Here is a 26,285-nt window from a genome sequence, read left to right on the forward strand (position 1 = left end):
GGCAAGCCTAACGGCACGCGGGTGGCGCGCCGGACGGCAGCATGCCCGTGTGGCACCGCCCTCCGCACCCCCGCCCACCGCTCCCGCCACCACCGCCGCCGACGCGCGCAGCGCCCGCAGCGGCGTCCTCGCGGGCGCCGGCGCCTACGTGCTGTGGGGGCTGTTCCCGTTCTACTTCCACGCCCTGCTGCCCACCGGGGCGCTGGAGCTGCTCGCCCAGCGGGTGGTGTGGTCGCTGGCCCTGTCGGTGCTGCTGCTGACGGCGCTGCGCCGCTGGCCGGCGGTGCTGCGGGTGCTGCGCACCCCGGCCCAGCTGCGGCTGCTGGCCGTGGCCGCCGTGGCCATCGCCGTGAACTGGGGCGTGTACGGGCTGGCCGTGACCACCGGGCACGTGCTGGAGGCGTCCCTGGGCTACTTCGTCAACCCGCTGGTGACGGTGCTGCTGGGCGTGCTGGTGCTGCGCGAGCGGCTGCGGCGCACGCAGTGGGTCGCGGTCGGCGTGGGCACCGCCGCGGTCGTGGTCATCACCGCCGACCTGGGGCGGCTGCCGTGGATGGCGCTGGCGCTGGCGGTCTCCTTCGGCACCTACGGGCTGCTGAAGAACCGCCTGGCCCGCTCCGGCGCGGGGGTGGACCCCCTGACGGGGCTGACCGTGGAGACGGGCGTGCTGGTGCTGCCCGCCCTCGCCGCCCTGACCTGGATCGGGACGACGGGCCGCTCGACGTTCACCGCCGGCGGCACCGACCACGCGGTGCTCACCGTGCTGTCCGGGCCCGCCACGCTGGCCCCGCTGCTGCTGTTCGCGCTGGCCGCCGGGCGGGTGCCGCTGACCACGATCGGGCTCCTGCAGTACTCCACCCCCGTGCTGCAGTTCCTCGCCGCGCTGGTGCTCGGCGAGACCATGCCCGCCTCGCGGTGGGCGGGGTTCGCCCTGGTGTGGACGGCGCTGGCGCTGCTCACCGCCGACGCCGTGCGCGCCCAGCGCCGCCGGCCGGTGCCCGCGGCGCGCCGGTGGGGGCGTCCCCGTCGCTGACGACGGGCAGCGCCCGCGGGCGCCCGCTCAGCCGACGCGGTCGGCGACCGTGCCCGCGTACGTCTGCAGCGCCCGGCGCGCGGCACCGTCCGGCACGTCGGCCAGGTGGGCCGCGGCCCGCGCCGCCCACTCGCGGGCCGTGGCCCGCGCGGCCCCCGTCACCGGGTGGGCGCGCAGCACCTCCACCGCCTCGGCGAGCACGTCGTCGTCGCCGAGGCGCCCGGAGTCCAGCAGCGCCACCAGGCGCACCGCGTCCGCGTCGCCCTCGGCGGCGGCCCGGCGCGCCAGCAGCACCGGCAGCGTGGGCACGCCCTCGCGCAGGTCGGTGCCCGGGCGCTTGCCGGAGTCGCCCACGTCGCTGGTCAGGTCCAGGACGTCGTCGGCCAGCTGGAAGGCGACGCCCACGTCCTCGCCGTAGCGGACCATCGCACGCACCACCCCCGGCGGCGCACCGCCGAACTGCGCCCCGAAGCGGCCCGCGGTGGCGATCAGCGAGGCCGTCTTGTCGCTGAGCACGTCCAGGTGGTGCGCCACCGGGTCCTCGCCCGGGCGCGGGCCCACCGTCTCGTGCAGCTGCCCCAGGCACAGCCGCTCGAACGTCTGCGCCTGCACCCGCACCGCCTCCGGCCCGAGGCCGGCGACGAGGTTGGAGGCGCGCGCGAACAGCAGGTCGCCGGTGAGGATCGCCACGTTGTTGCCCCACACGTGCTGCGCGGCCGGCGCCCCGCGCCGCGTGGGCGCGGAGTCCATGACGTCGTCGTGGTACAGCGAGGCCAGGTGGGTCAGCTCCACCACCACCGCGGCGTCCACGACCTCCGGGCGGGAGGGGTCGCCGAGGTGGGCGCCCAGCAGCGTCAGCATCGGCCGCACCCGCTTGCCGCCGGCCTCCACCAGGTGGCGGGAGGCGGCGTCGGCCAGCGGGTCGGTGTTGCCCACGGCGTCGCGCAGGCGCTCCTCGACGACCTCCAGCCGCTCGCGCAGGGCGGACTCGAGGCCGGTGTCGCTGGTGGGCAGGCCCGTGCTCGTCCTGGTACTGGTCACGTCGCTCCTCACGCCTCGCTCCTCACGGCCGGCCCCTCACGCGGCGGGGGCCAGCCGCTGCAGCGCCACGACGACGCGGTCGGCGACGTCCTCGGAGGTGGGGTCGGCGAGGTTCGCCAGCAGCTTGACCACCAGCTTCATGAGCCCGGGCCGCGGCAGGCCGTGACGCGTGGCGACGCGCATGACCTCCGGGTGGCCGATGAGGGAGACGAACACGCGCCCCAGCGTGTAGTACCCACCCAGCTGGGCGCGAACCGCGGCGGGATAGCCGTGCAGCGCGCGCTCGCGGCCGCGCGCGTGCGGTGCGGCCAGCGCCCCGTCGACGACCTCGGCCGCCAGCCGGGCGGACTGCATCGCGTAGGCGATGCCCTCGCCGTTGAACGGGTTCACCATGCCGCCGGCGTCACCGACGAGCAGCAGGCCCCGCGTGTAGTGGGGCGTGCGGTTGAACGCCATGGGCAGCGCCGCACCGCGCACCTCACCGACCTGGTGGTCGGGGTCGAAGGACCACTCCGGCGGCAGCGACGACAGCCAGCGGCGCAGCAGGTTGCGGTAGTCCACGTCCCCGGAGCCGGCGTCGGCCTTCAGCACGCCCAGGCCCACGTTGCTCGTGCCGTCGCCCACGCCGAACACCCAGCCGTAGCCGGGCAGCAGCTCCTTCGCGCGGGCGCCGTCCTCGCGCAGCTCCAGCCAGCTCTCCAGCCAGTCGTCGTCGTGGCGGGGGCTGCGGAAGTAGGTGCGCACCGCCACGCCGAGGGGCCGGTCGTCGCGCCGGTGCAGGCCCATGGACAGCGCCAGCCGGCTGCCCACGCCGTCGGCGGCCACCACCACGGGGGCGCGGAACACGCGCTCCTCACCGGCGCGGCGGCCCTTCCCGTCCACCGGGCGGGCGCGCACGCCCACGACGTGGCCGGTGCGCTCGTCCACGACCGGCGCGGTGACGGAGGTGCGCTCCAGCACGGTCGCGCCGCCGGCGCGGGCGTGCTCGGCCAGCGCCTGGTCGAAGCGGGAGCGGGTGTGCACCAGCCCGTAGGGGGGGAAGTCGCTGATCTCGGGCCACGGCACCTGCAGCCGCACGCCACCGCCGATCAGCCGCAGGCCCTTGTTGCGGACCCAGCCGTCCTCGCGGGGGGTGGGCAGGCCCAGCAGCTCCACCTCGCGGCTCGCGCGCGGGGTCAGCCCGTCGCCGCAGACCTTCTCGCGGGGGAACGCGCCCTTCTCCAGCACCAGCACGCGACGGCCCGCGACGGCCAGGTACCGGGCCAGCGTGGAACCGGCCGGGCCGGCGCCGACGACGAGGACGTCGGCGTCGTCGCCCGCGCGCTGGGCGGCGCTGGTCGCGCCACCGGTCTCGACCGCCACCTGGTCCTCCGTCGTCCTCGCTCGTGAAATCCTTCACGAACTGCCCTGCGAGTGTAGTTCGCGCTGCTCAGGCCCCCGTGCGCACGGCCCGGTGCAGCGCCACGACCCCCGCGGACAGATCCCGCCACTGCACGCGCCCCCACCCGGCGCCGCCGATGCGCGCGGCCAGCGCCCGCTGGTCCGGCCACGCCTCGATGGACTCCATCAGGTAGCCGTACGCGTCGCCGTGCGAGCTGACCAGCCTGGCCACCCGCGGCAGGCCGTGGCGCAGGTACGTGCCGTACGCGCGGCGCACCAGCGGGTTCGGCGGGGTGGAGAACTCGCACACGACCAGCCGCCCGCCCGGGCGCACCACGCGCGCCATCTCCCGCAGCGCGCGGTCCACGTCCACGACGTTGCGCAGGCCGAAGGAGATCGTCACCGCGTCGAAGACGCCGTCGGCGAACGGCAGCCGCGTGGCGTCCCCCGCCGTGAAGGGCAGGTCGGGGCGCCGGCGCTTGCCGGTGCGCACCATCCCCAGGGAGAAGTCGCACGGCACCACCCGCACACCGCGGTCGGCGAACGGTTCGCTGGAGGTGCCCGTGCCCGCCGCCAGGTCCAGCACCCGCTCCCCCGGGCGGGCGTCCACCGCGCGCACCACCGCGCGCCGCCACAGCCGGTCCTGCCCGGCGGAGAGCACGTCGTTGGTGACGTCGTAGCGGTGGGCGACGTCGTCGAACATCGCCGACACCTGCCGGGGGCGCTTCGTCAGGTCGGCCAGCTCGCGCCCGTCGGGAGTCACCCGGCCATCCTCTCAGGCGGGTGCCGCACCCCCGTCGCTGCCGTGGCGCCGGGCGCCTCAGCGGGCGGCGAGCGACGCCGGCAGGCCCAGCAGCCCCGGCACCCGCGCCAGCGGGCGCCGCGCGGCGACCCCGGCGAGGACGACGACCAGGGTGACCACGGCCGGCAGCGCCAGCCGCACCGGCACCGGCAGCGCCGGCGGCGCCAGCACCTCCAGCACCGTGGTGAGCACCGCGATGAGCAGCACGTGCGTCAGGTACACGGGCAGGGTGGCGCGGCCCAGCGCGCGCAGCGGCGTGCGCGGCCACCGGCGCACCAGCAGCGCGCAGGCGGCCACCGCCGCTAGCACGCCCAGCGCGCCGCGCAGCAGCGGCAGGCCCGGCACCAGGTGCAGGTCGAGCAGCCCGACGGCACCGCCCACCACCGCGAACGCGGCCAGCAGCCCGGCGGTGCGCACGGCGCCGGCGCCCTCGGCGACGGACGCGAGCACCCGGCGGCCGTGCAGGCCGGCGAGGAAGAACGCGAGATGGGCGGCCACGTCGTCCCAGGCCCAGCTGCCGGTGGCGGTCAGGCCGGCGCTGGTGGTCACCGACAGCGCGGCCGCGGCGGCCAGCTGCACCGCGGGGGGCACCGGCCGCAGCGCGCGGGCGACGACGGCGTAGACGGCGAGGGCGTACAGGTACCAGAGCTCGGTGTGCGGGCGCAGCAGCGCCGCGGCGAGCTCGCCCGCGCCGGCGGGCTGGCCGGCCTCCACCCAGGCGCCCGTGGCGAAGAAGGCGGTGGTCACCGCGAGCCAGAGCGCGAACAGCCACGCGTTGGGCAGCACGCGCCGGTGCAGCACCCGGCGCCACGACCCGTTCAGCGCCGAGGCGGCGAAGAGGCCCGAGACCGCGAAGAACAGGGGCATGCGCGCCCCGGCGAGCAGGTTGTTCAGCGCCTGCCAGTGGGGGGTGGCGTACCCGGCCTCCTGCAGGAACATCGTGGCGTGGGTCAGCACGACGAGCGCGATGGCCGCGCCCTTGGCGGCGTCGGCCCAGCCGAGCCGCTGGGCGGCCCCCGCCGCGCTCCCCGTGCCGTCCTGAGCGGTGGTGCCCGGCGCGGTCCCCGACGTGGTCATGGCGCTCCCCCGGTGCGTCGCAGGGTCGCTACGGAGCGCGACCTCTGACGTGACGGGAGGGTACGAGGGGGTGGGGTCCTGGACAACCCCGGCGGCGGGCGCTCAGCCCGCGGCGACGACCGCGCGCACCGCGTCCGCGAACCGCCGCGCCCGGTCGGCGACCTGCGCGCGCGGCACCCGCAGCTCCACCACGCGCAGCCCCTCCGGGGGTGCGGCGATCGCCGCGGCGGCCGCCGCGGGCGTCGCGGGACGCTCGTGCGGCACGTGCGTGGCCGCGCACAGCGCCGCCACGTCCACCCCGTGCGGGGTCGCCACCACCCGCTCGAAGGTGCTGCGCGAGACCGAGGAGGCGTGCTCCAGGGTCTCGAAGATGCCGCCGCCGTCGTCGTTGACGAGCACCACGGTCAGGTCCGGCCGGGCCTCCCCCGGCACCGGCAGCAGCGCGTTCGCGTCGTGCAAGAACGCCAGGTCCCCCACCAGCAGGCGGGCGCCGCCGCCGCCGCGGGCCAGCGCCACCCCGGAGGCGGTCGCCAGGGTGCCGTCGATGCCGGCCAGGCCGCGGTTGGACACCGTCGGCACGCCCGCCGGGCGGGTGGCGAGGTCCGCGTCGCGCACCGGGTTGCTGGCGGCCACCACGAACGCCGCCCCGTCCGCCGCGCACGCCCGCACCGCCGCGCGCGCCGCCCACGGCCCGCTGAGGACCCCGGCCGCCGCCTCGGCGTCCAGCAGCGCGTCGACGGCGTCCTGCGCCAGCTTCGCCGCCCGGGCCCACCGGGCCGAGAACTCCAGCTCCGCCCCGCCGGCGGGGGCGGCGACGGTCGCGGCGGGCAGCACCGCCGAGGCGCGGAACCCCGCGTCCGGCCACGTCCCGGACGCGCTGACGACGACGAGCTCGACGTCGTCGCGGGCCAGCAACCGCGTCACCGGCCGCGACAGCGTGGGGTGGCCGAACACGACGACGCGCTCGGCCGCGTCCAGCGGGCCCTCGGCGTCGCACGCGCCCAGCAGCAGCCGGTACGGCCCGACGGCCTGCGGCCCGCCGCGGGCGCCCGAGCTGGGCTCGGCCAGCAGCGGCCAGCCCGCCCCCTCGGCGAGCTCGCGAGCCGCGGCGCCCACCGACGCGTGCGGGGCGTCGCCGGCGAGCACGACGGTGCGCGGGCCGCGCGGCAGCATCGCGGGCGGCGGCAGTGGCACGGTCGCCACGCGCGCCAGGCCGGCCGACCCGCCCGGTGCCGCACCCGGCGAGGGCGTCAGCGGGTCGGCGAAGGCGACGTTCACGTGCGCCGGGCCGGCGCCCCCACCGCGGGCGCCGCGGGCGGCGGCGGCGGCGCGCGCCACCACGGAGCGCCACGCCGGCGCCTGCCGGTCCGGGTCGGCGGGGGCGGGCACGTCGGCGGAGAAGCGCACCGAGGGCAGGAAGAGGCGGGCCTGGGCGTCGGCGGTCTGGCTGGCGCCGGAACCGCGCAGCTCGTGGGGGCGGTCCGCGGACAGCACCAGCAGGGGCACGCCCGCGTGGGAGGCCTCCAGCACGGCCGGGTGCAGGTTGGCCACGGCGGTGCCGCTGGTGGTGACGACGGCCACCAGGGGGTCCTCGCCGCGGGTGAGCGCACCGCGGGCCAGGCCCAGGGCGAGGAAGCCGGCGCTGCGCTCGTCGACCCGCACGTGCAGCTCCAGGCGCCCGGCATCGGCGGCCCCGGCGGCCGCGTAGGCCAGCGGCGCGCTGCGCGAGCCGGGCGAGAGGACCAGGTGGCGCAGGCCCAGCGAGACCAGCGCGTCGACGAGGACCGTCGCGAGCGCGGTCGAGGGGTTCACCCCTCCATTTGACCCCCTGCCGGCCGGTGCCACGCGCCGCGGGGCGTGTGGCAGCCTCCGGGTGTGAGCGAGAGCACCCGGTCCCTGCCGTCCCTGGAGGAGCTGCTGGCGGTCTTCCCGTCCGGCGGCCTGGTGGAGCGGATGGGCATCGAGTTCGTCGAGGCCGCTCCCGAGCGGCTGGTGGCGACGATGCCGGTGGAGGGCAACACGCAGGTCGCGGGCCTGCTGCACGGCGGGGCGAGCTGCGTGCTGGCCGAGACGCTGGGGTCGATCGGGGCGTTCCTGCACGTGTGGCCGGGCGGTCAGGCGCTGGGCACCGACATCAACGCCACCCACCACCGCCCGGTCTCCTCGGGGCGGGTGACGGGCACCGCGACGGCCATCTCGCTCGGGCGCACGCTGTGCAGCCACGAGGTCGTCGTCACCGACGAGGCCGGCCGGCGGCTGTGCACGGCGCGGATCACGAACCTGGTGCGCCCGGCGCCCCGCTGAGGACGTCGCGCAGGACGTCGTGGCAGGCTCGCAGCCGCTCGCGCCACCACGCCTCGCGGTCGGCGGGCGCGCGGTACCGCTCCAGGAGGTCCTCGTCGGCGCGCGCCGGGCCCACGGGCAGGGCGCCGTCGACCGGCAGCAGCGGTTCCGCGGTGACGTCGGCGGTGAGCAGCGCGCCGGTGCCCAGCCCGCACGCGAACGGCAGCTCCGGCAGCGCGGCGGCCAGCGCGGTCCCGGCGGCCAGGCCCACCGAGGTGTCCAGGGCGCTGGAGACGACCACGGGCAGCCCGCACGCCGCGGCCACGCGCAGCGCCGGGCGCACGCCCGACAGCGGGGCCACCTTCAGCACGACGACGTCGGCGGCCTCCAGCCCCGCCACCCTCAGCGGGTCCTCGGCCTTGCGCACGCTCTCGTCGGCGGCCAGGGGCACGGGCGTGCCGGCGCGGGCCAGGCGGCGGCGCAGCAGCGCCATCTCCTCCAGGGTGGCGCAGGGCTGCTCGGCGTACTCCAGCCCGCTCTCCCCCAGCACCGCCAGTGCGCGCTCGGCCTCGTCCAGGCCCCAGCCGGCGTTGGCGTCGACCCGCACCCTCCCGCCGGGGCCGAGGGCGTCGCGCACGGCGCGCACGCGGGCGACGTCGTCCGCCAGCCGCTGGCCGCGCTCGGCGACCTTGACCTTCGCGGTGCGGCAGCCGGGGAAGCGCGCCAGGACGGCGGGCACGTCGGCGGCGGGCACGGCGGGGACGGTGGCGTTGACCTCGACGCGCCCGCGGCGCGGCGCGGGGAACCCGCTCCAGGCGGCCTCGACCCCGGCGGCCAGCCAGCGCGCGGACTCCTCGGGCCCGTACTCGACGAAGGGGGCGAACTCGCCCCACCCGGCGGGCCCGCGCAGCAGCAGCGCCTCGCGCTCGGTGAGGCCCCGGAAGCGGGTGCGCAGCGGCAGGCGCACGACGCGGGCGGCGTCGAGGAGGTCGGCGAGCGGGGGCAGGGGGGGCACGTCCCCATCCTGGCCCGCGGCGCTCACCCGGTGGTGCTCGCGCGCCGCGACGCCGCGTCCCGCGGCAGGGTGACGACGGCGGGCCCGGCCGGCCCGGTGTGCAGCACCGTGGTGACCACGCCGAGGAAGAGGACCAGTCCGGCCATCTCCAGGGCCTCCTCCACGCCGGCGGCCAGGACGTAGAGGGCGCTGTCCTCGCCGAGGGAGCTGTAGGCGCCGGCGCTGAGGACCTCCACGCCGACGGCCCCGCCGAGGTAGACGGCCGCGGACAGCAGCACGCCCCACCGCACGGCCGGCGACTGCGCGAGGAGGAACCGCACGAACAGCAGGCCGAACGCCACCACCAGCGGCACCGCCACCACCACCCAGGCGAAGCTGAGGAACCCGGTGAGGCCGAAGCCCTCGCGCAGCGGCCCGATGACGATCTCGTGCACCGCGCTCATCTCGTCGAACGAGAGGTAGCCGAACGCGACGGCGAGCAGCAGCCAGTGCCGCCGCCAGCGGCGCTGCGGGTGGCCCTCGGCGCGCGCGGCGCGCGAGACGTGCCACAGCCGCTCGGCGCACACGAACAGCAGCACCGCGTTGAACCAGGCCGGCACACCGCCCTCGCGGTCGACGTAGAACCACCGCTCGAGGTTGTCCAGGCCGGGCACGCCGTCGAGGGCGGGCGCGCCGGTGACGGCCCGGCTGAGCAGGCTGACGGCGCTGAGCGCGGCGACGACCAGCAGCAGCACCGCGGTCCCCCGGCCGGGCAGCAGCAGGACCTCGCGCGAGCGGCGCGGCGTTCCGGGCGACCCGGCGCCGCACGGCGCTTCACCCCTGGTTTCCCCCGTGTTCACCCCGGGAGGGTGGCACCTCCGGGTCGCCGGCGAAAGTTGTCCGGCGGAACCGATCCCCCCCGTCCATCGTTCCGACGCTCTTCCTCACCGCAGCGTGATGGGGCGGCCACGGTGCGCCGAACGTCGCCGGCCCCGTCTACCCTCGGCCGACGTGAGCGCCCTCGACGGAGTCAGCGAGACCTTCGACCCCTCCGCGTGGACGGAGGTGCCCGGCTTCGAGGACCTCACCGACGTCACCTACCACCGCTGCACGCGACCCGGCCGCGAGCGCGGCACCGTCCGCATCGCCTTCGACCGGCCCGAGGTGCGCAACGCGTTCCGCCCCCGGACCGTCGACGAGCTCGCCCGCGTCCTCGACCACGCCCGCCGCACCCCCGACGTCGGGTGCGTGCTGCTCACCGGGAACGGCCCCAGCCCCAAGGACGGCGGCTGGGCGTTCTGCTCCGGCGGCGACCAGCGCATCCGCGGCCGCTCCGGCTACCAGTACGCCGAGGGCGAGACCGCGGACACCGTCGACGCCGCGCGCGCGAAGGCCGAGGGCGGGCGGCTGCACGTGCTGGAGGTGCAGCGCCTCATCCGCTTCATGCCGAAGGTCGTCGTCGCCGTCGTGCCCGGCTGGGCCGCCGGCGGCGGGCACTCCCTGCACGTCGTCGCCGACCTCACCCTCGCCAGCGCCGAGCACGCCCGCTTCAAGCAGACCGACGCCGACGTCGGCTCCTTCGACGCCGGCTACGGCTCCGCGTACCTCGCCCGCCAGGTCGGGCAGAAGTTCGCCCGCGAGATCTTCTTCCTCGGCCGCCCCTACACCGCCCAGCAGGCGCACGAGATGGGCATGGTCAACGCCGTCGTCCCGCACGCCGAGCTGGAGGAGACGGCCCTGCAGTGGGCCGCCGAGGTCAACGGCAAGTCCCCCACCGCCCAGCGGATGCTGAAGTTCGCCTTCAACGCCGTCGACGACGGGATGGTCGGCCAGCAGGTCTTCGCCGGGGAGGCCACGCGCCTGGCCTACATGACCGACGAGGCCGTGGAGGGGCGCGACGCGTTCCTCGGCAAGCGCGAACCGGACTGGTCGCCCTTCCCCTGGTACTTCTGACCCGCGCCCCGGCCGGCGGCCCGCCCGGCGGCCACGGCCCTGGTGCGCGCCGCCCTCGAGGCGCACCCGGAGTTCACCGGCGCCTCCACGGCCCGGGAGCCGCAGGCCTTCGACGGTGAGGACGCGCGGTTCGCGGGGACCGCGGGGACCGACGCCAGCGGGCGGTCCACCCCCTCATGGTCCCGCTCCGGCGACGAGGTGGAGCTGAGCGCGCTCGCCGACCACGCCGACGAGTCCGTGGCCGACTGCTGCTTCACACCGAAGGAGACCCGGCATCCGCTGCTCACCGAGCCCCACGTCCACCCCACCTCCGGCGGCGACGTCCTCATGACGACCGCCACCGCCCCGGTCCTCTCGAGCGGCCGGTTCCCGGGCGTGGTGACGGTCGACCTGGGCCTCACGGCCCTGACCGGTTCCCCGGCCGGCATCCGCCCGCACGGCACCGGGTACGCCTCGCTCGTGACCGACCGGGGGACCGTCGTGACCCACCCGCGCGCCGACCTGCTCGACACGACGCTCGGCGGAGCGCTCGGCACCGCCGCCCTCGACGCGAGCCGCACCGGCGAGCAGGTCAACGACCGCCTGGAGGCCGACGACGTGATCGACGGTCCCGCGCTGCGCGACTCCACCGTCCTGCTCGGGCTCGGGGCGTTCGGGGCCGCGGGCGCCGCCACCCGGGTGATCGGCACCCGCCTGATGCGGCCGATCGTGCGGCTGCGGAGCAGCCTGGCGGACATCGCCGGGACCATGGGCGGGGTCGCCCGGATCGCGGACGGCACGAACACCGGCGCCGAGCAGACGGACGCCTCGGTGCGCCAGGTCGCGGACGCGGCGCAGCGGGTGCGGCACCCGGTGGGGCGCTTCCGGGTCTGAGCCGGCCCGGCGCGGGGTTCAGGCGATGAGCGGGTGCGCGGCGGTGGGCCGGCCGAGGACCTCCCCGAGCTCCTCCAGCGGCAGGGGCCGGCAGTACAGGTGCCCCTGGGCGAGCGGGCACCCCATCTCGCGCAGGATCCGCGCCTGCTCGGCGTGCTCGACGCCCTCGGCGACGATCGACAACCCCAGCGCCTGGCCCATCTTGACCATGCCGTCGACGAGGGCGCGCGCGGTGGGCTCGGTGGCGATGTCGCGCACGAAGCTGCGGTCGATCTTGAAGGACGAGAACGGCCGGTGGCGCAGGTAGCCGAGGGAGGAGAACCCGGTGCCGAAGTCGTCGATCGTCAGCAGCGCGCCGGTGTCGGCGAGGTCGCGCAGCACCTCGACGGTGTCGTCGTCGATCATGACGTTCTCGGTCATCTCGAGGTGCAGTCGGCTGCCGGCGGCGGCGGCCTGCCGGACCGCGGCGGCGACGCGGGTGGTGAAGTCCGGGTGGCGCAGCTGCACCGGGGAGACGTTGACCATGAGGTCGATGCGGCGCCCGGCGCGCAGCTGGACGGCGGCGGCGTCGCCGGCGACGGTGCGCAGGACGGCGTCGCCGATGCCGACGACGGTCCCGGAGCGCTCGGCGAGGCCGATGAACTCCTCGGGCCCCACGAGGGGCTCGTCGCCGCGGTCGCGGCGCCACCGCACGAGGGCCTCCATGGCGACGACCTCGGACGTCGCGAGGTCCACGATGGGCTGGTAGTGCACGACGAACGCCTCGGCGGGGGCCTGCTGGAGGTCCTCGATGACCTGCAGGCGGGCGATCTCCTCCTCCAGCAGCTCGGGGCGGAACTCGACCCAGCGGTTCTTGCCGGTGGCCTTGGCCCGGTACATCGCGGTGTCCGCGTTGCGCAGGAGGGTCCCCACGTCGTCGCCGGGGCGGGCGCGGGCGCAGCCGATGCTGCCCTGGGCGCGCACGACGTGCCCGCGCATGCGCACCTCGACGCGCAGCGCGGCGAGCACCCGCCGGCACAGGCCCTCGACGTCGGGGCACTGCGGGGCCAGGACGGCGAACTCGTCGCCGCCGAGGCGGGCGACGGTGCTGCCGCCGCGCAGGGTGTCGCGCAGGCGGGCACCGACGAGCCGGAGGAGCTCGTCGCCGGCCTCGTGGCCGAAGCGGTCGTTGACGCCCTTGAAGCCGTCGAGGTCGAGGTAGAGCACGACGAGCTGGTCGAGGCGCTCGCTCTCGCGGGCGCGGTCCAGCTCGAGGGCGAGGCGCTCGGAGAACTGCAGGCGGTTGGGCAGGCCCGTGACGACGTCGCGGCGGGCCAGGCCGTGCATCTCCTCGTTGGCGCCGACGCGGAAGAACGCGGCCTCGCCGACGGAGGCGAGGGCTTCGAGGGCCTTCTCGTCGGCGGCGCGCTGGGCGGCGTCACGCCGCTGGGGGGCGGTGACGTAGAGGACGTGGCCGTCGCCGGCGACGACGGGCACGCCGATCTCCCCCTCGCCGGGGCCGACGGAGCGGACGGTGGCGGCGGGCGTGCCGGCGACCATGCGGGCGTGCTTGGCCAGCGCCCGGGCCAGGTCGGCGCGCCGGCCCTGGGTGTGCAGGGCGGTGGCGGCCTCGAAGAGGGCCTCGGTGCGGCGGGCGACGTCGCGGGTGGTGCGCATGGCGCGGGTGGCGATGAGGGTGACGACCATGGGCACGACGAGCAGCCCGGCGGCCCACGGCGTCATGCGCTCCTCGACGAGGCCGCCGAGGTAGCCGACGGCGCCGACGGCCAGGGCGGCGCCCGCGGCGAGCCACGTGCCGGCGTGGGCGAGCTCGGCCCGCACGCTCGTGCGTTCCTGCACGGCGACGGAGACTGCGGAGACGAGCAGGTCGACGGCGAAGACGGCGAAAACGGCGGCGGCGACGCTGAGCAGCTCGGACGGGCCGCCGCTCAGGGCGACGGCCCGCCCCCCGCCGTCGGCGCCCAGCAGGTGCAGCACGGCCACGGCGACGGGGGCGAACAGGACGCCGATGGAGGCGTTGTAGACGCGGCTGACCCAGCTCTTGCGCTGCAGGAGGTTGGTGGGGATCACGCACAGCGCCCAGGCGAGCGTGGCCGTCCAGGTCGGCGCGAAGCAGAGCAGGAACACCAGGACGCCCACGTCGAACTGGACCTCGACACCGGCGTGCTTGGTGTTCACCTGGAAGGGGAAGCGGGTCATCAGCTGCACGAGGGGGAAGCCGATGAGCAGGCTCCAGCCGAGGTGGCGCAGCGCGTCGCCGTCGGCGCCGCGGGCGAAGGCGATCGCGGCGGCGACGGTGGTGCAGACGGCGGCGAGCGCGACCGCACCGTCGTAGACGACGCTGGCGACGGGTCGCCGGTCCGGAACGGTGCTGCTCACCGTCATCCCCCCTCCCCGGCACGAGCGGGGCCATCCTGACACTCCGGTCACGAATGGTCACCCACGATGAGGCGATCCGTCGCACGGTTCGCGCGTGTGGAGCAACGCGGCGGCTGCGCGTTCCCACGACCCGGACGCATCGTGATTCTCCCACCACTGGTGGTCGCCTCCGTTCCGGCACCGCTGCCGGTGCCTCCGGGGGCGGAGGAGCGGCCTACGCTCCCCCGGTGCCCTCCCCCGCCCCGGCCCGGCCGCTGCACGCGCTGCCGGTGCCCGCCGGCCGGCGCGTGCTGGAGCTGCTGCCCGTCCTCGCCGAAGCCCTGGCCGGCCGCTCCGGCACCGCCTGGCACCCGCACGCCGAGGGCGGCGCCCCGCACCCCGCGCTGCGCACCGGCGAGCCGCTCGGTCCCGGTGAGGACGACCCGGGCGACCCCACGGCGTTCGTCGTGGCCACCTCCGGGTCCACCGGCACCCCCAAGGGCGCCCTGCTGAGCGCCGGCGCGCTGCGCGCCTCCGCCGACGCCACCGCCCGCCGGCTCAGCGAGCCCGGCCGCGGCACCAGCAGCGGCAGCGGTCGCGAGCAGTGGGTGCTGGCGCTGCCCGCCCACCACGTCGCCGGCCTGCAGGTGCTGCTGCGCTCGGTGCGCGCCGGCACCGAGCCCGTCGTCGTCGACACCACCGGCGGGTTCGACCCGGCCGCCTTCACCGCCGCCACCGCCGCCGCCACCGCGCCGCGGTTGCTGACCTCCCTGGTGCCCACCCAGCTCGTGCGGCTCCTCGACGCCGGGGCGGAGGCCACCGCGGCGCTCGCCGCCCACACCGCCGTCCTCGTCGGCGCCGCCGCCACCCCCGCCCCCCTGCTGGCGCGCGCCCGCGCCGCCGGCGTGCCGGTCGTCACCACCTACGGGATGTCCGAGACCTGCGGCGGGTGCGTGTACGACGGCCGCCCCCTGGACGGGACCTGTGCGGCCCTGGAGGACGACGGCCGCCTCACCCTGACCGGCCCCGTCGTCGCCCGCGGCTACCGCGGCCTGCCGCGGCACCCCGCGTTCCGCACCGCCCCCGGCGGCCCCCGCACCTTCCGCACCGACGACGCGGCCGTGCTGACCCGCGACGCCGCGGGGCCCCTGGTGCGGGTGACCGGCCGGCTGGACGACCTCATCACCACCGGCGGGCTGAAGGTCGCCCCCGGCCTCGTGGAGGACGCCCTCGCCGCGGTGCCGGGGGTCGCCGAGGCCGTCGTCGTCGGCGTGGCCGACCCCGAGTGGGGCGAACGGGTCGTGGCCGCGGTCGTGCCCGCCGCCGGGGCGGCACCGACCCTGGAGCAGCTGCGGGCAGCGGTGCGCGAGCGCGTCGCCCCGCACGCCGCGCCCCGCCAGCTGCTCCTGCTGGACGCCCTTCCGCTGCGCGGGCCGGGCAAGCCGGACCGGGCGGCGCTGCGGACCCTGGCGGGCCGCCCCGGCCCGCGCTGAGCGGGGCGGGGAACCGCGCCCGGACGCCGTTCGTCGTGAAGTGGGGACCGGCGGCGGAGCCGGACCGGATCGAGGAGGTGTGCGACGGTGCGCAGCGTCCTGCCGGTGCTCCTCGCCCTGGGCCTGACCGTCTACTGCGTCGTGAGCATCGCCCAGGCCGACGCCGGCGAGGTCCGGGCCCTGCCGCGCTGGGGCTGGCTGCTGGCGGTGCTGTTCCTCCCCCTGCTCGGGGCCGCGGCCTACCTGCTCGCCGGCCGGCCGGTCGCGGGCGTCCCCGGGCGCCGCACGCCCCCGGGCCGGCGCCCCGGGCCCAAGGGGCCCGACGACGACGAGGACTTCCTGCGCGGTATCTGACCCCCCCCCCCCCCCCCGGACCCGGCACCCGAGCCGACCCCGGGACCCGCGGCGGTGGGCGCCGCAGGCGGTTGGCACCATGGACGGTCGTGCCCGACCCCGCCGAACCCCTGCCGTCCTCCGCCTCGCCGGCGCCGCACCACCCGACCGCCGCGCAGTGGGTGTCGGCGGCCCGCCCGCGCACGCTGCCGGCGGCGCTGACCCCCGTGCTGGTCGGCACGGGCGCCGCGGCCGCCGCGGGCGGGGTGTCGTGGGTGCCGGCCGCGCTGGCGCTCGTGGTGGCCCTGGCGCTGCAGGTGGGCGTCAACTACGCCAACGACTACTCCGACGGCGTGCGCGGCACCGACACCGACCGGGTGGGCCCGTTCCGGCTGGTGGGTTCCGGCGCCGCCGAGCCGCGCACGGTGCGCGACGCGGCGTTCGCCTGCTTCGCCGTGGCGGCGCTGGCCGGGCTGGCGGTGGTGGCCCTGTCGGAGCACTGGTGGCTGCTGCTGGTGGGCGCGGCGTCGGTGGCGGCGGCCTGGTACTACACGGGCGGCGAGCGCCCCTACGGGTACGCGGGGCTGGGCGAGGTCTTCGTCTTCGTCTTCTTCGGCCTGGTCGCGGTGCTGGGCACCACGTACGTGCAGGCCGACCGGGTGGGCGGCGAGGCGGTGGCCGGGGCGTTCTGCGTGGGTTTCCTGGCGTGCGCGATCCTCGTGGCGAACAACCTGCGCGACGTGCCCACCGACGCGGTGGCGGGCAAGCGCACCCTGGCCGTGCGCATCGGGGAGCACCGCAGCCGCCCGCTGTTCGCCGCGCTGGTCGCCGGGGGGTTCGCCGCGGCGCTGGTGACCGCCCCGTGGCACCCGTGGTCGCTGCTGGTGCTGCTGGCCGCGCCGCTGGCGCTGCGGCCGCTGCGCACGGTCCTGGGCGGTGCGGCGGGCCGCGACCTGATCCCGGTGCTGAAGGACACGGGCCTGCTGGAACTGGCCGTCGGGGCGCTGCTGGCCGTGGGCCTGGCGCTCTGACGAGCGGCCCGCCGCGCCGTCTGCCATGGTGCGCCGCATGGGTGCGGTGGACGTTCAGGCAGACGGGGAGCACCGCTACGCGGCGACGCTGACGACGGCCCGGGGCGCGAGCTCGGAGCACGTGGTGACGTGCGACGAGGAGGTCCTGGCGAAGGCGGGCGCCACGACGGCGGAGGAGCCGGTGCTGGTGCGCCGGGTGCTGGAGGTGCTGGTGCGGGCGGCCGACGAGGCCGAGGCGGCCGGGGAGACGCCGGCGGTGCCGCGGGTGGTGGACCTGCGCGAGCTGGACCGCCAGCACCCGGAGCTGCTGCCGAACCTGCCGCTGCACTGACCCCGCCCCGTGCCGCGGTGCTCCCGCGGGAAGGGCGGGGCGGCCTCAGCGGGGGTCGTCCTCCGCGGCGTTGTCGGCCTCCACGCCCCGGGCGAAGCGGGACTTCGCCCGGGCGGACGTCGCCCCGGGGCGGCGCTGCTGCTCGCCCTGCAGGCGTCCCTCGACGCGCTGCTGCAGCCGCGCGGCCATCTCCTCGCGCTGGCGCCGCAGCAGCAGCAGCGACAGCAGGACCGACAGCACGGCGGCCACGGCCAGGGCCAGCCAGCCGCGCGCGCCCAGGGCGCTCAGGACGACCAGGCAGAGCACGAAGATGCCCAGCCGCATCACGGTGTACTTCAGCGCAGGACCCACGTCACACCCCCGCGTACGAGTGCAGGCCGGGGAAGAAGATGTTCACCACGAGGTAGTTGAACAGCATGCACGCGAAGCCGAGGACCGACAGCCACGCGGCACGGCGCCCGTCCCAGCCGCGCGTGGCGCGGGCGTGCAGGTAGCAGGCGTAGACGACCCAGATGATGAACGTCCACACCTCCTTGGAGTCCCAGTTCCAGTAGCGGTTCCAGGCCACCTGCGCCCACACCGCGCCGGCGATGAGGGTGAACGTCCACATCACGAAGGCCACCGCGTTGAGCCGGAACGCGGTGCGCTCCAGCTCCACCGCGCCGGGCAGGGCGTCCATGAAGGCACCGCCGGGGTGCTTGCCGGCGGCCCGGACGCGGTCGCGCTTCTCCTGGGTCAGCTGCAGCACGGTCGCGGAGAAACCCAGCGTGGACAGCGCGGTGGCGAGGATGGCCACGAAGACGTGGATGATCAGCCAGACGCTGTCGAGGGCCGGCACGAGCTGGGACGCCTCGACGTAGAAGCTGCGCAGCGCGATGCCGAGCGTGGCCAGGACGGGCCCGGCGACGAACGTGCCCAGGTAGCGGGCGTCGCGGCCACCGCCCAGGCCCGCGCGGGAGGCCCGCACGACGGCCACGAGGTAGCCGACCGCGACCACCAGGGAACCGGTGAGCGCGAACTCGAACATGTTGCCCCACGGCACCCGGTGCACCGAGACGGCGCGGGCCACCACCGAGCCCAGGTGCAGCAGCGCCGCCGCCGCGAACAGCGACGTGCCCACGGCCGCGGCGCGACGACGGCGGTGCGGCGGCGCGGACGGCTTCGTCAGGACGGCCCCGGCCCCACCCCCGGCGGCGGTGGCGGCGGCACGGCGGCCCTCCCGGGCCTTGATCTCCTTGCCGCCCTCGGCCAGGTCGGCCGCGTAGGCGATGAACGACCCCAGGTAGGCCGTCATCGCCGAGTACAGCAGCAGGTTGCCGACCTGCGCGACGCTCTGGTCGACGGTCATCGTCCCTCCTCCGCGCGGGCCCCTGCCCGCGCCTCGCGCTCGTCGCGATCGTCGTCGCGCTGGTGCTCGTGCCCATCGTCGCCCACCGCGGCGGGCGGCGGCGACGGCTCGGGCGCCCCGACCGCCGTGCGCAGCCGCTCCAGCGCGCCGTCCACCTCGAAGGCCAGGCCGGCGTCGTCGCCGCGCGCCAGGCCGGCGACCTGCACGCGGCTGCCCCCACCGCCGGCGGCCGGGGCCACCCGCACCCACAGGCGCCGGCGCGGCAGGAACAGCGACAGGACCAGCCCGGTGGTGCCCAGCAGGGAGAACACCAGCGCGGCGCTCTGCCCGGGCGTGGAGCGCACGTCGAAGGAGGCGTAGCGCTGCACGCCCTCCAGCGACACCGTCCCCAGCCCGTCGGGCAGCTCCACGGTCTCCCCGGGGCGCAGCCGGATCGCGAAGGGGCGCCCCTCCTCGTCGAGGACCTGGGTCAGGCCCTCGTCGGCGAGTTCGTAGACGTTCTGCGGCACGCCGTCGTCCAGGCCCAGGTCGCCGGTGTAGGCCTGCATGACCAGGACCGGGTTGGCCAGGTCGGGGAAGCCGGAGACCGGCGAGCCGGTGGCGTCGACGGTCGCCGAGGGCAGGAAGACCCCCGACAGGCCGATCTGCACGGGGTCGCCGTCGGCGTCCACGGCGTCGGGCACCTTCACCACGCCGGTGGAGTCGTAGTTGCCGGTCTGCGGCAGGAACGGCGTCGCGCCGTCCTGCACGACGTTCCCCTGCCCGTCGCGCACGACGATGACGGGGGCGTAGCCGTTCCCCGACAGCGAGATCTGGGTGCCGTCGACCTTGGCGGGGTGGTTGACCCGGATGGTCTCCTCGCGCGGCTCCTCGCCGGGGGCGTCGGTGATCGTGACGTCGGCGGCGAACCGGCGCGGCTCGCCGATCTTGGAGGTCTGCTGCGCCTCGAAGGCGACGTCCATGGAGTTCAGCCGCAGCGAGAACGGCGGCACGTCGCCCACGTCGGAGCCGACGCCGCTGGAGAAGCTGTCGAAGGTGGTGCCGACCGCCGTCCCGCCCTCCACGACCAGGCGCTGGCCGGAGTAGGAGAACAGCGAGCTGGACGCCACCGCGATCAGCAGCCCCAGCAGGGACAGGTGGAACAGCAGGTTGCCGGTCTCGCGGTGGTGGCCGCGCTCGGCGGCCACCGAGCCACCGTGCGCGGGGTCCGGGCCGTCCGGGCGCACCTCGACGCGGAACCGGCGGCCGCGCAGGACGGTGCGGGCGGCGTCGAGCACCTGCTGCGGGCCCGCGTCGAGGTGGGCCTCGCGGTGCTCGGGCAGCCGCTCGAGCCGGGCGGGGGTGCGCGGCGGCTTCGAGCGCAGCGCCCGGGCGTGCACGGCCACCCGCGGCACGACGCAGCCGATGAGGGAGATGAACAGCAGCAGGTAGATCGCCGAGAACCAGACCGAGGAGTACACGCTGAAGCCCTGCAGGCGCTCCACCCAGGGCCCGGCGGTGGGGTGGTCGGCCACCCACTGCGCCACGCCGGCGGGGTCGTTGTTCTCCTGCGGGAACGTGGAGCCCGGCACGGCGGCGACGGCCAGCAGCATCAGCAGGAACAGCGCGGTGCGCATGCTGGTCAGCTGCCGCCAGCAGTAGCGGGCGAACTCCAGCGGGGTCAGCGGCGCCGCCTGCGGGGCCGCCGGCCGGTCCCGGCGCGCGCGGGCGGCGGGCGCGGCGGGCGGCTGCGCGTCGCGGTACTCGTCGCGCAGGTCGTCCAGGTGCGTCTCGTCCGTGCCGGCCATGAGCCTCAGATCACCGTCTCGAAGTTCCCGATGGGCCCGCGCAGCCAGCCCAGGACCACGTTGAAGCCGTCCGTGACGAGCAGCAGGCCCACCACGACGAGCAGCACCCCGCCGAAGACGTTCACGGCGCGGGTGTGCCGGCGCAGCACGCCGAGCGCGCGCACCCCCCGCTCGTACCCCAGGGCGACGAGGACGAACGGCAGCCCCAGGCCCAGGCAGTAGGCGACGGCCAGGCCGGTGGCGCGCCCGGCACCGCCGCTCTGCCAGCTCAGGGCGGTGATGGCGGCGAAGATGGGCCCGATGCAGGGCGTCCACCCGAGGCTGAAGACGACGCCCAGCAGCGGTGCGCCGAGCAGCCCGGCGCGCGGGCGCCAGCGCGGCTTCAGCTCGCGCTGCGCCCACAGCGGTGCGGCGATCACCAGCGCGCCGAGCCCGACGACGAGCACGCCGAGGACGCGCTGCAGCGGGACCCGGTGCTCCACGAGGGCGTCCCCGAGGCTGCCGACGGTGAAGTTCACCAGGACGAACACCACGGAGAACCCCAGGACGAACAGCACCGCCCCGGCCACCATCCGCCCGCGCCGCTGGCGGGCCAGGTCCTCGCCGGACAGGCCGGTGACGTAGCCGAGGAACCCCGGCACGAGCGGCAGCACGCACGGCGAGAGGAAGGAGACCAGCCCGGCGAGCGCCGCCAGCGGCACCGCCAGCAGCAGCGGGCCGACCGCGACGGCCTGCTGCAGGTCGCCGGTCACGCCGCCGCCGCCGTGCCGGCCGGGTCCGGCGCCGCCCCCTCGGCCGGGGCGGGCGCGGCACCGGCGTCGTCGAGCAGGCCGGCGAAGGTGGTGGCGTCCGCCGGCCCGGACACGCGGGCCGCGACCCGGCCCTCGGTGTCCAGCACGATCGTGGTGGGCGTCGCCTGCGGGGCGACGCCGCGCAGCGCGAGCACGGCCTCGCCGGAGGCGGCGTCCAGGACGCTGGGGTAGGTGATGCCGTGGCTGCGGTTGAAGGACTCGGCGACGGCGGCGGTGTCGTAGGTGTTGATCCCCACGAACTGCACGCCGCGCTGGGAGTACTCCTCCCACACCTGCTGCAGGTCGTCGGCCTCCTCGCGGCAGGGGCCGCAGGCCGCGAACCAGGTGTTGAGCAGGACGATCTGCCCGCGCAGCTCCGCCAGGTCGATCGTGCCGCCGTCGATCGTCTCGCCGGTGAAGGTGATCGGCTCGCCGCGCTCGCCGGGCGGGGTCTGCGCGACGGTGCCGTCGCCCGCGATCCAGTTCTGGCCCTGCGCATCGGGCAGGCCGTCGCCGTCGCCGCCGCAGGCGGACACGGTGGCCGCGGCGAGCAGCACCGCCGCGAGCGCACGCCGGCGGCGGAGGGCGTGCGGGAGGCGCACGGGGTGCGCGGGGGCGGCGCCCATCAGGCGCCCGGCACCGGGTCGGCGCCCACGAGCAGGTCGGCGCACGGCTCGCTGTACGTCACCGACACCAGGCGGCGCCCGGCGAACTCGAGCGACGTCACCGAGCCCAGCGCGCACTGCCGCTTGCGGGGGTCGTGCCACAGGGGGCGGTGCTCGGCGCGCAGCCGCGTCACCCACACCGGCAGCTGGTGGCTGACCAGGACGGACTCGCGGCCGGGGAAGGCGTCGCGCGCGTCGCGCACGGTGGCGACCATCCGGGCGGCCTGCTCCTCGTACGGCTCGCCCCAGCTGGGCCGCAGCGGGTTCCACAGCCGCGGCCACACCCGCGGGTCGCGGATCGAGCCGGTCCCGGTGGTGACGCGGCGGCCCTCGAAGCTGTTGCCGGCCTCGATGATCCGCGGCTCGGTGCCCAGCGGCAGCCCGAACGCCTCGGCGACGGGGGTGGCCGTCTCCTGCGCGCGCTGCAGCGGCGAGGCCGTGACGGAGGCGACGTCGCGGGTGGAGAAGTGCAGGGCCAGGCGCGCGGCCATCGCCTGCCCGCGCTCGGACAGCCGGTACCCGGGCAGCCGGCCGTACAGCAGGCGCTCGGGGTTGTGGACCTCCCCGTGCCGCACGAGGTGCACCACGGTGCGGACGCCGCCGGGGGCACCCGCACCGTGGGCGCGGGGCTCGTCGCCGGGCTCGGTGCGCGGCCCGGGCTCGACGCCGGAGCCGGTGACGGGGGGAACGCTCACAGCGACCCGGCCCCCTCGGCGGCGGCGCGCGCCGCGTGCGGCAGGGCGTCCAGGACGCGCCCGAGCGCCTCCTCGTCGTGGGCGGCGGACAGGAACCAGGCCTCGAACGCGCTGGGCGGCAGGTGCACGCCGCGCGAGAGCATCGCGTGGAAGAAGGCGCGGAACGCGCCGAGGTCCTGCTGCCGGGCGTCGTCGTAGTCGCGCACCGCGTCCAGCTGCGTGAAGAAGACGCTGAACATGCTGCCGGCGGTGTTCACCAGGTGCGGCACGCCGGCGGCCGACAGCGCCGCGCTCGCGGCCTCGCGCACGGTGCGGGCGTTGCGCTCGACCGCCGCGTACACCTCGGCGGTGCAGGCGCGCAGCGTGGCCAGGCCGGCGGCGGTCGCGACCGGGTTCCCGGACAGGGTGCCCGCCTGGTAGACGGGGCCGGCGGGGGCGAGGTGGGCCATGACGTCGGCGCGCCCGCCGAACGCGGCCGCGGGGAAGCCGCCGCCCATGACCTTGCCGAAGGTCAGCAGGTCCGGGGCGTGCTCCGGCCCCAGGCCCTCGTACCCGTACCAGCCGGCGCTGCTGACGCGGAAGCCGGTCATGACCTCGTCGGAGACCAGCAGGGCGCCGTGCTCGCGGGTCAGCCGGCGCAGCTCGGCGGTGAAGCCGGGCGCGGGCGGCACCACGCCCATGTTGCCGGCGGCGGCCTCGGTGATGACGCACGCGATGCGCTCGCCGTGCCGGGCGAACACCTCCGCGAGCGCCTGCGGGTCGTTGTAGGGCAGGACGAGGGTGTCGGCGGCGGAGGCGCCGGTGACGCCGGGGGTGTCGGGCAGCGCGAACGTGGCCAGGCCGGAGCCGGCGGAGGCCAGCAGCGCGTCGACGTGCCCGTGGTAGTGCCCGGCGAACTTCACCACGACGGGGCGGCCGGTGAAGCCGCGCGCCAGGCGGATCGCGCTCATCGTCGCCTCGGTGCCGGAGCTGACCAGGCGCACCTGCTCGACGGGCTCGACCCGGGCGGCGATCTCCTCGGCCAGCTCGACCTCCCGCTCGGTGGGGGTGCCGTAGCTGAAGCCGTGCTCGGCGGCGGCGTGCACGGCGGCCAGGACGTCGGGGTGGGCGTGCCCGAGGATCATGGGGCCCCACGAGCACAGCAGGTCCACCAGCTCGGTGCCGTCGGCGTCGCGCAGGTACGGCCCGCGCGCGGAGGCCACGAAGCGGGGGGTGCCGCCCACGGCGCGGAAGGCCCGCACGGGCGAGTTCACCCCGCCGGGGACCACGGCGCTCGCCCGCTCGAACAGGGCGGCGGAGGCCGGGGCGTCGGAGGTGCGGTCGGGGGTCGCCGGGGTGGGCGTCGACGCGGTCACGGGCTCCAGTGTCGCAAGCTCCGCGGGGTGCGAGCGCCGCAGGGGTGTCTACGACGCTGCGTCGTGATGAAGTTCACGGACGGGGCCGCGCGGGTGGCGCGCCGCCGCGGCGCAGGCGCTGCGGGCGGTGCCCACGTGCACCGGCCAGGTGGCGGTCAGGTCGCACTCGCCGGCGGCGCGGGGCGGGGCCAGCAGGTAGCCCTGGGCGTAGCGGGCGCCCAGGGCTGCGACGTGCGCCAGCTGCCCGGCGTGCTCCACGCCCTCCACGACGACCTCGCAGCCCAGCTCGTGGGCGAGGTCGACGGAGGCGGCGGTGATGGTGCCGCTGCGGGCCGAGGTGCCCAGGCCCGCGGTGAAGCAGCGGTCGACCTTCACCTCGTCCACGGGGAAGTCGCGCAGATACGCCAGCGAGGAGTAGCCGGTGCCGAAGTCGTCCAGGGCCAGGCGCACCCCGGTCCCGCGCAGCCGCCGCAGCGCGGGCTGCACGTCGGCGCCGTGCACGAGGGCCGTCTCGGTCAGCTCCAGGGTCAGGGCGTCCGCGGGCAGCCCGGCGGCGGACAGGGCGTGCTGCACGGCGCCCACCACGCCGGGCTCGGCGAGCTGGCGGCCGGACGCGTTCACGGCCAGGCGCAGGCCCGCGGTGGCCGGTCCCGCCGCGCGCCAGGCGGCCACCTGCCGGCACGCCTCGGTGAGGACGTGGCGACCCAGCGCGACGACGAGGTCGCTGGCCTCGGCCACCGGCACGAACCGGCCCGGGGGCAGCAGCCCCTCGGCGGGGTGCTGCCAGCGCACCAGCGCCTCCACCGCGGCCACCCGCCCGGTGCGCAGGTCCACGACCGGCTGGTAGTGCACGCGCAGCTCGCCGTCCTCGACGGCGCGGCGCAGCCGCAGGCTCTCGGCGAGGACGTCGCGGCCGGCCAGCCCCGCGCCCGCGTCGTGGCGGTGCAGCTCCAGCAGGCCCGCCGCGGCGCGCGCCAGCTGCTCCAGGAGGGCGACGTCGGCGGCGCCGAAGTCGCGGGTGCGCACGTCCACCACGCACAGCGAGCCCACGGGCAGCCCGTCGCGCCCGAAGACCGGCACGCCCGCGTAGGCGCGCACCCGCTGCTCCCCCGCGACGAGCGGGTGGTCGGCGAAGCGGGTGTCGGCGCGGGTGTCGCCCACCACGACGGGCCGGGCGCCGGAGACGGTGTGCGTGCACAGCGACAGGTGCCGGGGCAGCGCCTGCGCCGGCACGCCCACCCGGGCGAGGAGCTGCTGCTCGGTCTCGCCCATGAGGGTCAGGCCCGCCACCGGCGTGCCCAGGGAGCGGGCGGCCGCCTCGACCAGCGCCTGCAGGGCGGGGTCGCCCACGGACTCCGCGCAGCGGTAGCTGGACACGGAGGCGAGCCGGTCGCTCTCGTGGGGGTGGGGCGGGGCGGTGGTCACGAGGTGGTGATCGGAGCGGGGGATCACCTCCTCCAGCGCGGCGGGCACCTCTTCACCCGGCTGGGCCCCGACGGTCGCGCACGGTGACCGCGGACGGGACTCCCGACCCGTGCGGGACGGGCCGGGAGGGACGAGGGTGGGGTGGGTGCCGGGACGGTCCCGGCCCCGGGAGGAGGCAGGACGTGCGAGCACTGCAGTACCGCGAGATCGGCCGGGCACCGGAGGTCGTGGAGGTGCCCACGCCCGAACCGGGGCCGGGGCAGGTCCTGCTGGAGGTGACCGCCGCGGGCGTGTGCCACTCCGACGCCTTCGTGATGGGCCTGCCCGCCGAGCAGTACACCTACGGCCTGCCGCTGACGCTGGGGCACGAGGGCGCCGGCCGGGTCGCCGCGGTCGGCGCGGGCGTGCAGGGTCTGGAGATCGGCACGAACGTCGTCGTGTACGGGCCGTGGGGGTGCGGCACCTGCCGCACCTGCGCCCGGGGCAGGGAGAACTACTGCCCGCGCGCGGCGGAGCTGGGCATCGTCCCGCCGGGCCTGGGCGCGCCCGGGGCGATCGCCGAGCACCTGCTGGTGGACTCGCCCCGGCACCTGGTCCCCATCGGCGACCTGGACCCGGTCTCCACGGTCCCGCTGACCGACGCGGGCCTGACCCCGTACCACGCGATCAAGCGCTCGCTGGCGAAGCTGGTGCCGGGATCCACCGCCGTCGTCATCGGCGCCGGCGGTCTCGGCCACGTCGGCATCCAGCTCCTGAAGCACCTGTCGCCCGCCCGCGTGGTGGCGCTGGACGTCAGCGAGCGAAAGCTGCAACTGGCCCGCTCGGTGGGCGCCGACGACGTCGTGACCTCCGACGCCTCCGCCGCGCAGGCGGTGCGGGAGATGACCGGCGGGCGGGGCGCGGAACTCGTCCTGGACTTCGTGGGCGCCCAGCCCACCGTGGACACGGCGCTGGCGGTGGCCGCCGTGGACGGGGACGTCACGATCGTCGGCATCGGCGGGGGCGTCGCCGGCGTGGGGTTCTTCCGCACCCCGTTCGCCACGTCCGTCAGCGCGCCCTACTGGGGCACCCGCGGGGAGCTGCACGAGCTGATCGAGCTGGCGCACCGCGGTGTGCTGGACGTGCACACGCAGACGTTCTCGCTCAGCGACGCGCCGCAGGCGTACGAGGCGCTGCACGCCGGGACGCTCGACGGCCGCGCGGTGATCGTGCCGCCCCTGGGCTGAACCCCGCCCTC

At 77.0% G+C, this 26,285-nt stretch carries 25 protein-coding genes; 9 read left to right on the forward strand and 16 right to left on the reverse strand.

The genetic code is table 11. The features are described from left to right. Positions 1–49: 49 nt before the first annotated feature. Positions 50–1,033 carry an EamA family transporter RarD gene (gene rarD, locus ACRYR8_RS01895; protein ID WP_432482380.1) on the forward strand — a complete coding sequence of 328 codons (984 nt, stop codon included), beginning with the start codon at positions 50–52 and terminating at the stop codon, positions 1,031–1,033. Between the two features lie 27 nt (positions 1,034–1,060). On the opposite strand, the gene ACRYR8_RS01900 is transcribed toward rarD, so the two are convergent. The 5 genes from ACRYR8_RS01900 to menD form a co-directional block, all read right to left on the reverse strand. Further along, positions 1,061–2,086 carry a polyprenyl synthetase family protein gene (locus ACRYR8_RS01900; RefSeq protein WP_432482381.1) on the reverse strand — a complete coding sequence of 342 codons (1,026 nt, stop codon included), beginning with the start codon at positions 2,084–2,086 and terminating at the stop codon, positions 1,061–1,063. A gap of 24 nt (positions 2,087–2,110) precedes the next feature. Continuing rightward, on the reverse strand, positions 2,111–3,436 hold the full coding sequence (locus ACRYR8_RS01905; RefSeq protein WP_432482382.1) for a geranylgeranyl reductase family protein: 1,326 nt from the start codon (positions 3,434–3,436) through the stop codon (positions 2,111–2,113). Positions 3,437–3,503: 67 nt separating this feature from the next. Continuing rightward, a complete protein-coding gene (locus tag ACRYR8_RS01910; protein ID WP_432482383.1) occupies positions 3,504–4,217 on the reverse strand; it encodes a demethylmenaquinone methyltransferase in 714 nt (237 codons plus the stop codon). A gap of 57 nt (positions 4,218–4,274) precedes the next feature. Then, on the reverse strand, positions 4,275–5,333 hold the full coding sequence (locus ACRYR8_RS01915) for an acyltransferase family protein (RefSeq protein ID WP_432482384.1): 1,059 nt from the start codon (positions 5,331–5,333) through the stop codon (positions 4,275–4,277). A 102-nt stretch (positions 5,334–5,435) separates the two neighbouring features. Continuing rightward, entirely contained in the window at positions 5,436–7,145 is a 1,710-nt protein-coding gene (gene menD, locus ACRYR8_RS01920) for a 2-succinyl-5-enolpyruvyl-6-hydroxy-3-cyclohexene-1-carboxylic-acid synthase (RefSeq protein ID WP_432482385.1), read from the reverse strand. 63 nt (positions 7,146–7,208) lie between these two features. On the opposite strand from menD, the gene ACRYR8_RS01925 reads away from it, so the two are divergent. After that, positions 7,209–7,637 (forward strand): PaaI family thioesterase, encoded by a 429-nt coding sequence (locus tag ACRYR8_RS01925; protein ID WP_432482386.1) that lies wholly within the window; start codon positions 7,209–7,211, stop codon positions 7,635–7,637. On the opposite strand, the gene ACRYR8_RS01930 is transcribed toward ACRYR8_RS01925, so the two are convergent. Continuing rightward, positions 7,606–8,631, reverse strand: coding sequence for an o-succinylbenzoate synthase (locus tag ACRYR8_RS01930; RefSeq protein WP_432482387.1), 1,026 nt, complete (start codon positions 8,629–8,631; stop codon positions 7,606–7,608). The two genes, ACRYR8_RS01925 and ACRYR8_RS01930, sit on opposite strands and share 32 nt — an antisense overlap. 23 nt (positions 8,632–8,654) lie before the next feature. Further along, entirely contained in the window at positions 8,655–9,470 is an 816-nt protein-coding gene (locus tag ACRYR8_RS01935; protein WP_432482388.1) for a DUF8692 domain-containing protein, read from the reverse strand. A gap of 151 nt (positions 9,471–9,621) precedes the next feature. Between ACRYR8_RS01935 and ACRYR8_RS01940 the strand changes: the two genes are divergently transcribed. Beyond that, a complete protein-coding gene (locus ACRYR8_RS01940) occupies positions 9,622–10,563 on the forward strand; it encodes a 1,4-dihydroxy-2-naphthoyl-CoA synthase (RefSeq protein ID WP_432482389.1) in 942 nt (313 codons plus the stop codon). Between the two features lie 42 nt (positions 10,564–10,605). Then, complete coding sequence (locus ACRYR8_RS01945; protein WP_432482390.1) at positions 10,606–11,436, forward strand: PDC sensor domain-containing protein; 831 nt, start codon at positions 10,606–10,608, stop codon at positions 11,434–11,436. 18 nt (positions 11,437–11,454) lie between these two features. Here the strand turns inward: ACRYR8_RS01945 and ACRYR8_RS01950 are convergent, their stop codons facing one another. After that, on the reverse strand, positions 11,455–13,815 hold the full coding sequence (locus ACRYR8_RS01950; protein ID WP_432482391.1) for a putative bifunctional diguanylate cyclase/phosphodiesterase: 2,361 nt from the start codon (positions 13,813–13,815) through the stop codon (positions 11,455–11,457). A gap of 227 nt (positions 13,816–14,042) precedes the next feature. On the opposite strand from ACRYR8_RS01950, the gene menE reads away from it, so the two are divergent. The 4 genes from menE (at position 14,043) to ACRYR8_RS01970 (ending at position 16,982) form a co-directional block, all read left to right on the forward strand. Then, on the forward strand, positions 14,043–15,287 hold the full coding sequence (gene menE / locus ACRYR8_RS01955) for an o-succinylbenzoate--CoA ligase (RefSeq protein ID WP_432482392.1): 1,245 nt from the start codon (positions 14,043–14,045) through the stop codon (positions 15,285–15,287). A gap of 87 nt (positions 15,288–15,374) precedes the next feature. Then, positions 15,375–15,641: a PLDc N-terminal domain-containing protein gene (locus ACRYR8_RS01960; RefSeq protein ID WP_432482393.1), complete on the forward strand. Its 267-nt coding sequence runs from the start codon at positions 15,375–15,377 to the stop codon at positions 15,639–15,641. A gap of 89 nt (positions 15,642–15,730) precedes the next feature. Next, on the forward strand, positions 15,731–16,651 hold the full coding sequence (locus ACRYR8_RS01965; RefSeq protein ID WP_432482394.1) for a 1,4-dihydroxy-2-naphthoate polyprenyltransferase: 921 nt from the start codon (positions 15,731–15,733) through the stop codon (positions 16,649–16,651). Positions 16,652–16,697: 46 nt separating this feature from the next. After that, positions 16,698–16,982 (forward strand): hypothetical protein, encoded by a 285-nt coding sequence (locus ACRYR8_RS01970; protein WP_432482395.1) that lies wholly within the window; start codon positions 16,698–16,700, stop codon positions 16,980–16,982. 45 nt (positions 16,983–17,027) lie between these two features. Here ACRYR8_RS01970 and ACRYR8_RS01975 read toward each other — a convergent pair whose 3' ends face one another. The 8 genes from ACRYR8_RS01975 to ACRYR8_RS02010 all read right to left on the reverse strand — a co-directional run bounded on the left by ACRYR8_RS01975 (position 17,028) and on the right by ACRYR8_RS02010 (position 25,096). Continuing rightward, on the reverse strand, positions 17,028–17,333 hold the full coding sequence (locus ACRYR8_RS01975) for a DUF4229 domain-containing protein (protein WP_432482396.1): 306 nt from the start codon (positions 17,331–17,333) through the stop codon (positions 17,028–17,030). Between the two features lies 1 nt (position 17,334). Further along, positions 17,335–18,330 (reverse strand): c-type cytochrome biogenesis protein CcsB, encoded by a 996-nt coding sequence (gene ccsB / locus ACRYR8_RS01980; protein ID WP_432482397.1) that lies wholly within the window; start codon positions 18,328–18,330, stop codon positions 17,335–17,337. Continuing rightward, positions 18,327–20,117: a cytochrome c biogenesis protein ResB gene (resB, locus tag ACRYR8_RS01985; RefSeq protein WP_432482398.1), complete on the reverse strand. Its 1,791-nt coding sequence runs from the start codon at positions 20,115–20,117 to the stop codon at positions 18,327–18,329. The genes ccsB and resB overlap by 4 nt, the downstream gene beginning before the upstream one ends. A 5-nt stretch (positions 20,118–20,122) precedes the next feature. Beyond that, positions 20,123–20,869, reverse strand: coding sequence for a cytochrome c biogenesis CcdA family protein (locus ACRYR8_RS01990; protein ID WP_432482399.1), 747 nt, complete (start codon positions 20,867–20,869; stop codon positions 20,123–20,125). Next, positions 20,866–21,534, reverse strand: a complete 669-nt coding sequence (locus ACRYR8_RS01995) for a TlpA family protein disulfide reductase (RefSeq protein WP_432482400.1) — start codon at positions 21,532–21,534, stop codon at positions 20,866–20,868. Before ACRYR8_RS01995 ends, ACRYR8_RS01990 begins: the two co-directional genes overlap by 4 nt. Then, positions 21,534–22,160 (reverse strand): histidine phosphatase family protein, encoded by a 627-nt coding sequence (locus ACRYR8_RS02000; RefSeq protein ID WP_432482479.1) that lies wholly within the window; start codon positions 22,158–22,160, stop codon positions 21,534–21,536. The genes ACRYR8_RS01995 and ACRYR8_RS02000 overlap by 1 nt, the downstream gene beginning before the upstream one ends. A 104-nt stretch (positions 22,161–22,264) precedes the next feature. After that, on the reverse strand, positions 22,265–23,623 hold the full coding sequence (gene hemL / locus ACRYR8_RS02005; RefSeq protein ID WP_432482401.1) for a glutamate-1-semialdehyde 2,1-aminomutase: 1,359 nt from the start codon (positions 23,621–23,623) through the stop codon (positions 22,265–22,267). 48 nt (positions 23,624–23,671) lie between these two features. Beyond that, a complete protein-coding gene (locus ACRYR8_RS02010; RefSeq protein WP_432482402.1) occupies positions 23,672–25,096 on the reverse strand; it encodes a sensor domain-containing phosphodiesterase in 1,425 nt (474 codons plus the stop codon). A 134-nt stretch (positions 25,097–25,230) separates the two neighbouring features. Here ACRYR8_RS02010 and ACRYR8_RS02015 point away from each other — a divergent pair, with 134 nt between their 5' ends. Continuing rightward, positions 25,231–26,274 carry an NAD(P)-dependent alcohol dehydrogenase gene (locus ACRYR8_RS02015; protein ID WP_432482403.1) on the forward strand — a complete coding sequence of 348 codons (1,044 nt, stop codon included), beginning with the start codon at positions 25,231–25,233 and terminating at the stop codon, positions 26,272–26,274. Positions 26,275–26,285 lie beyond the last annotated feature (11 nt).

Source organism: Kineococcus esterisolvens, from assembly GCF_050871405.1.
Lineage (GTDB): Bacteria > Actinomycetota > Actinomycetes > Actinomycetales > Kineococcaceae > Kineococcus.

What these genes read in the sequence shown, in the direction of transcription:
- ccsB (WP_432482397.1), bottom strand. Translation starts at nt 18,330, where the DNA reads ATGACCGTCGACCAGAGCGTCGCGCAGGTCGGCAACCTGCTGCTGTAC.
- ACRYR8_RS01995 (WP_432482400.1), bottom strand. Translation starts at nt 21,534, where the DNA reads ATGGGCGCCGCCCCCGCGCACCCCGTGCGCCTCCCGCACGCCCTCCGC.
- resB (WP_432482398.1), bottom strand. Translation starts at nt 20,117, where the DNA reads ATGGCCGGCACGGACGAGACGCACCTGGACGACCTGCGCGACGAGTAC.
- ACRYR8_RS01915 (WP_432482384.1), bottom strand. Translation starts at nt 5,333, where the DNA reads ATGACCACGTCGGGGACCGCGCCGGGCACCACCGCTCAGGACGGCACG.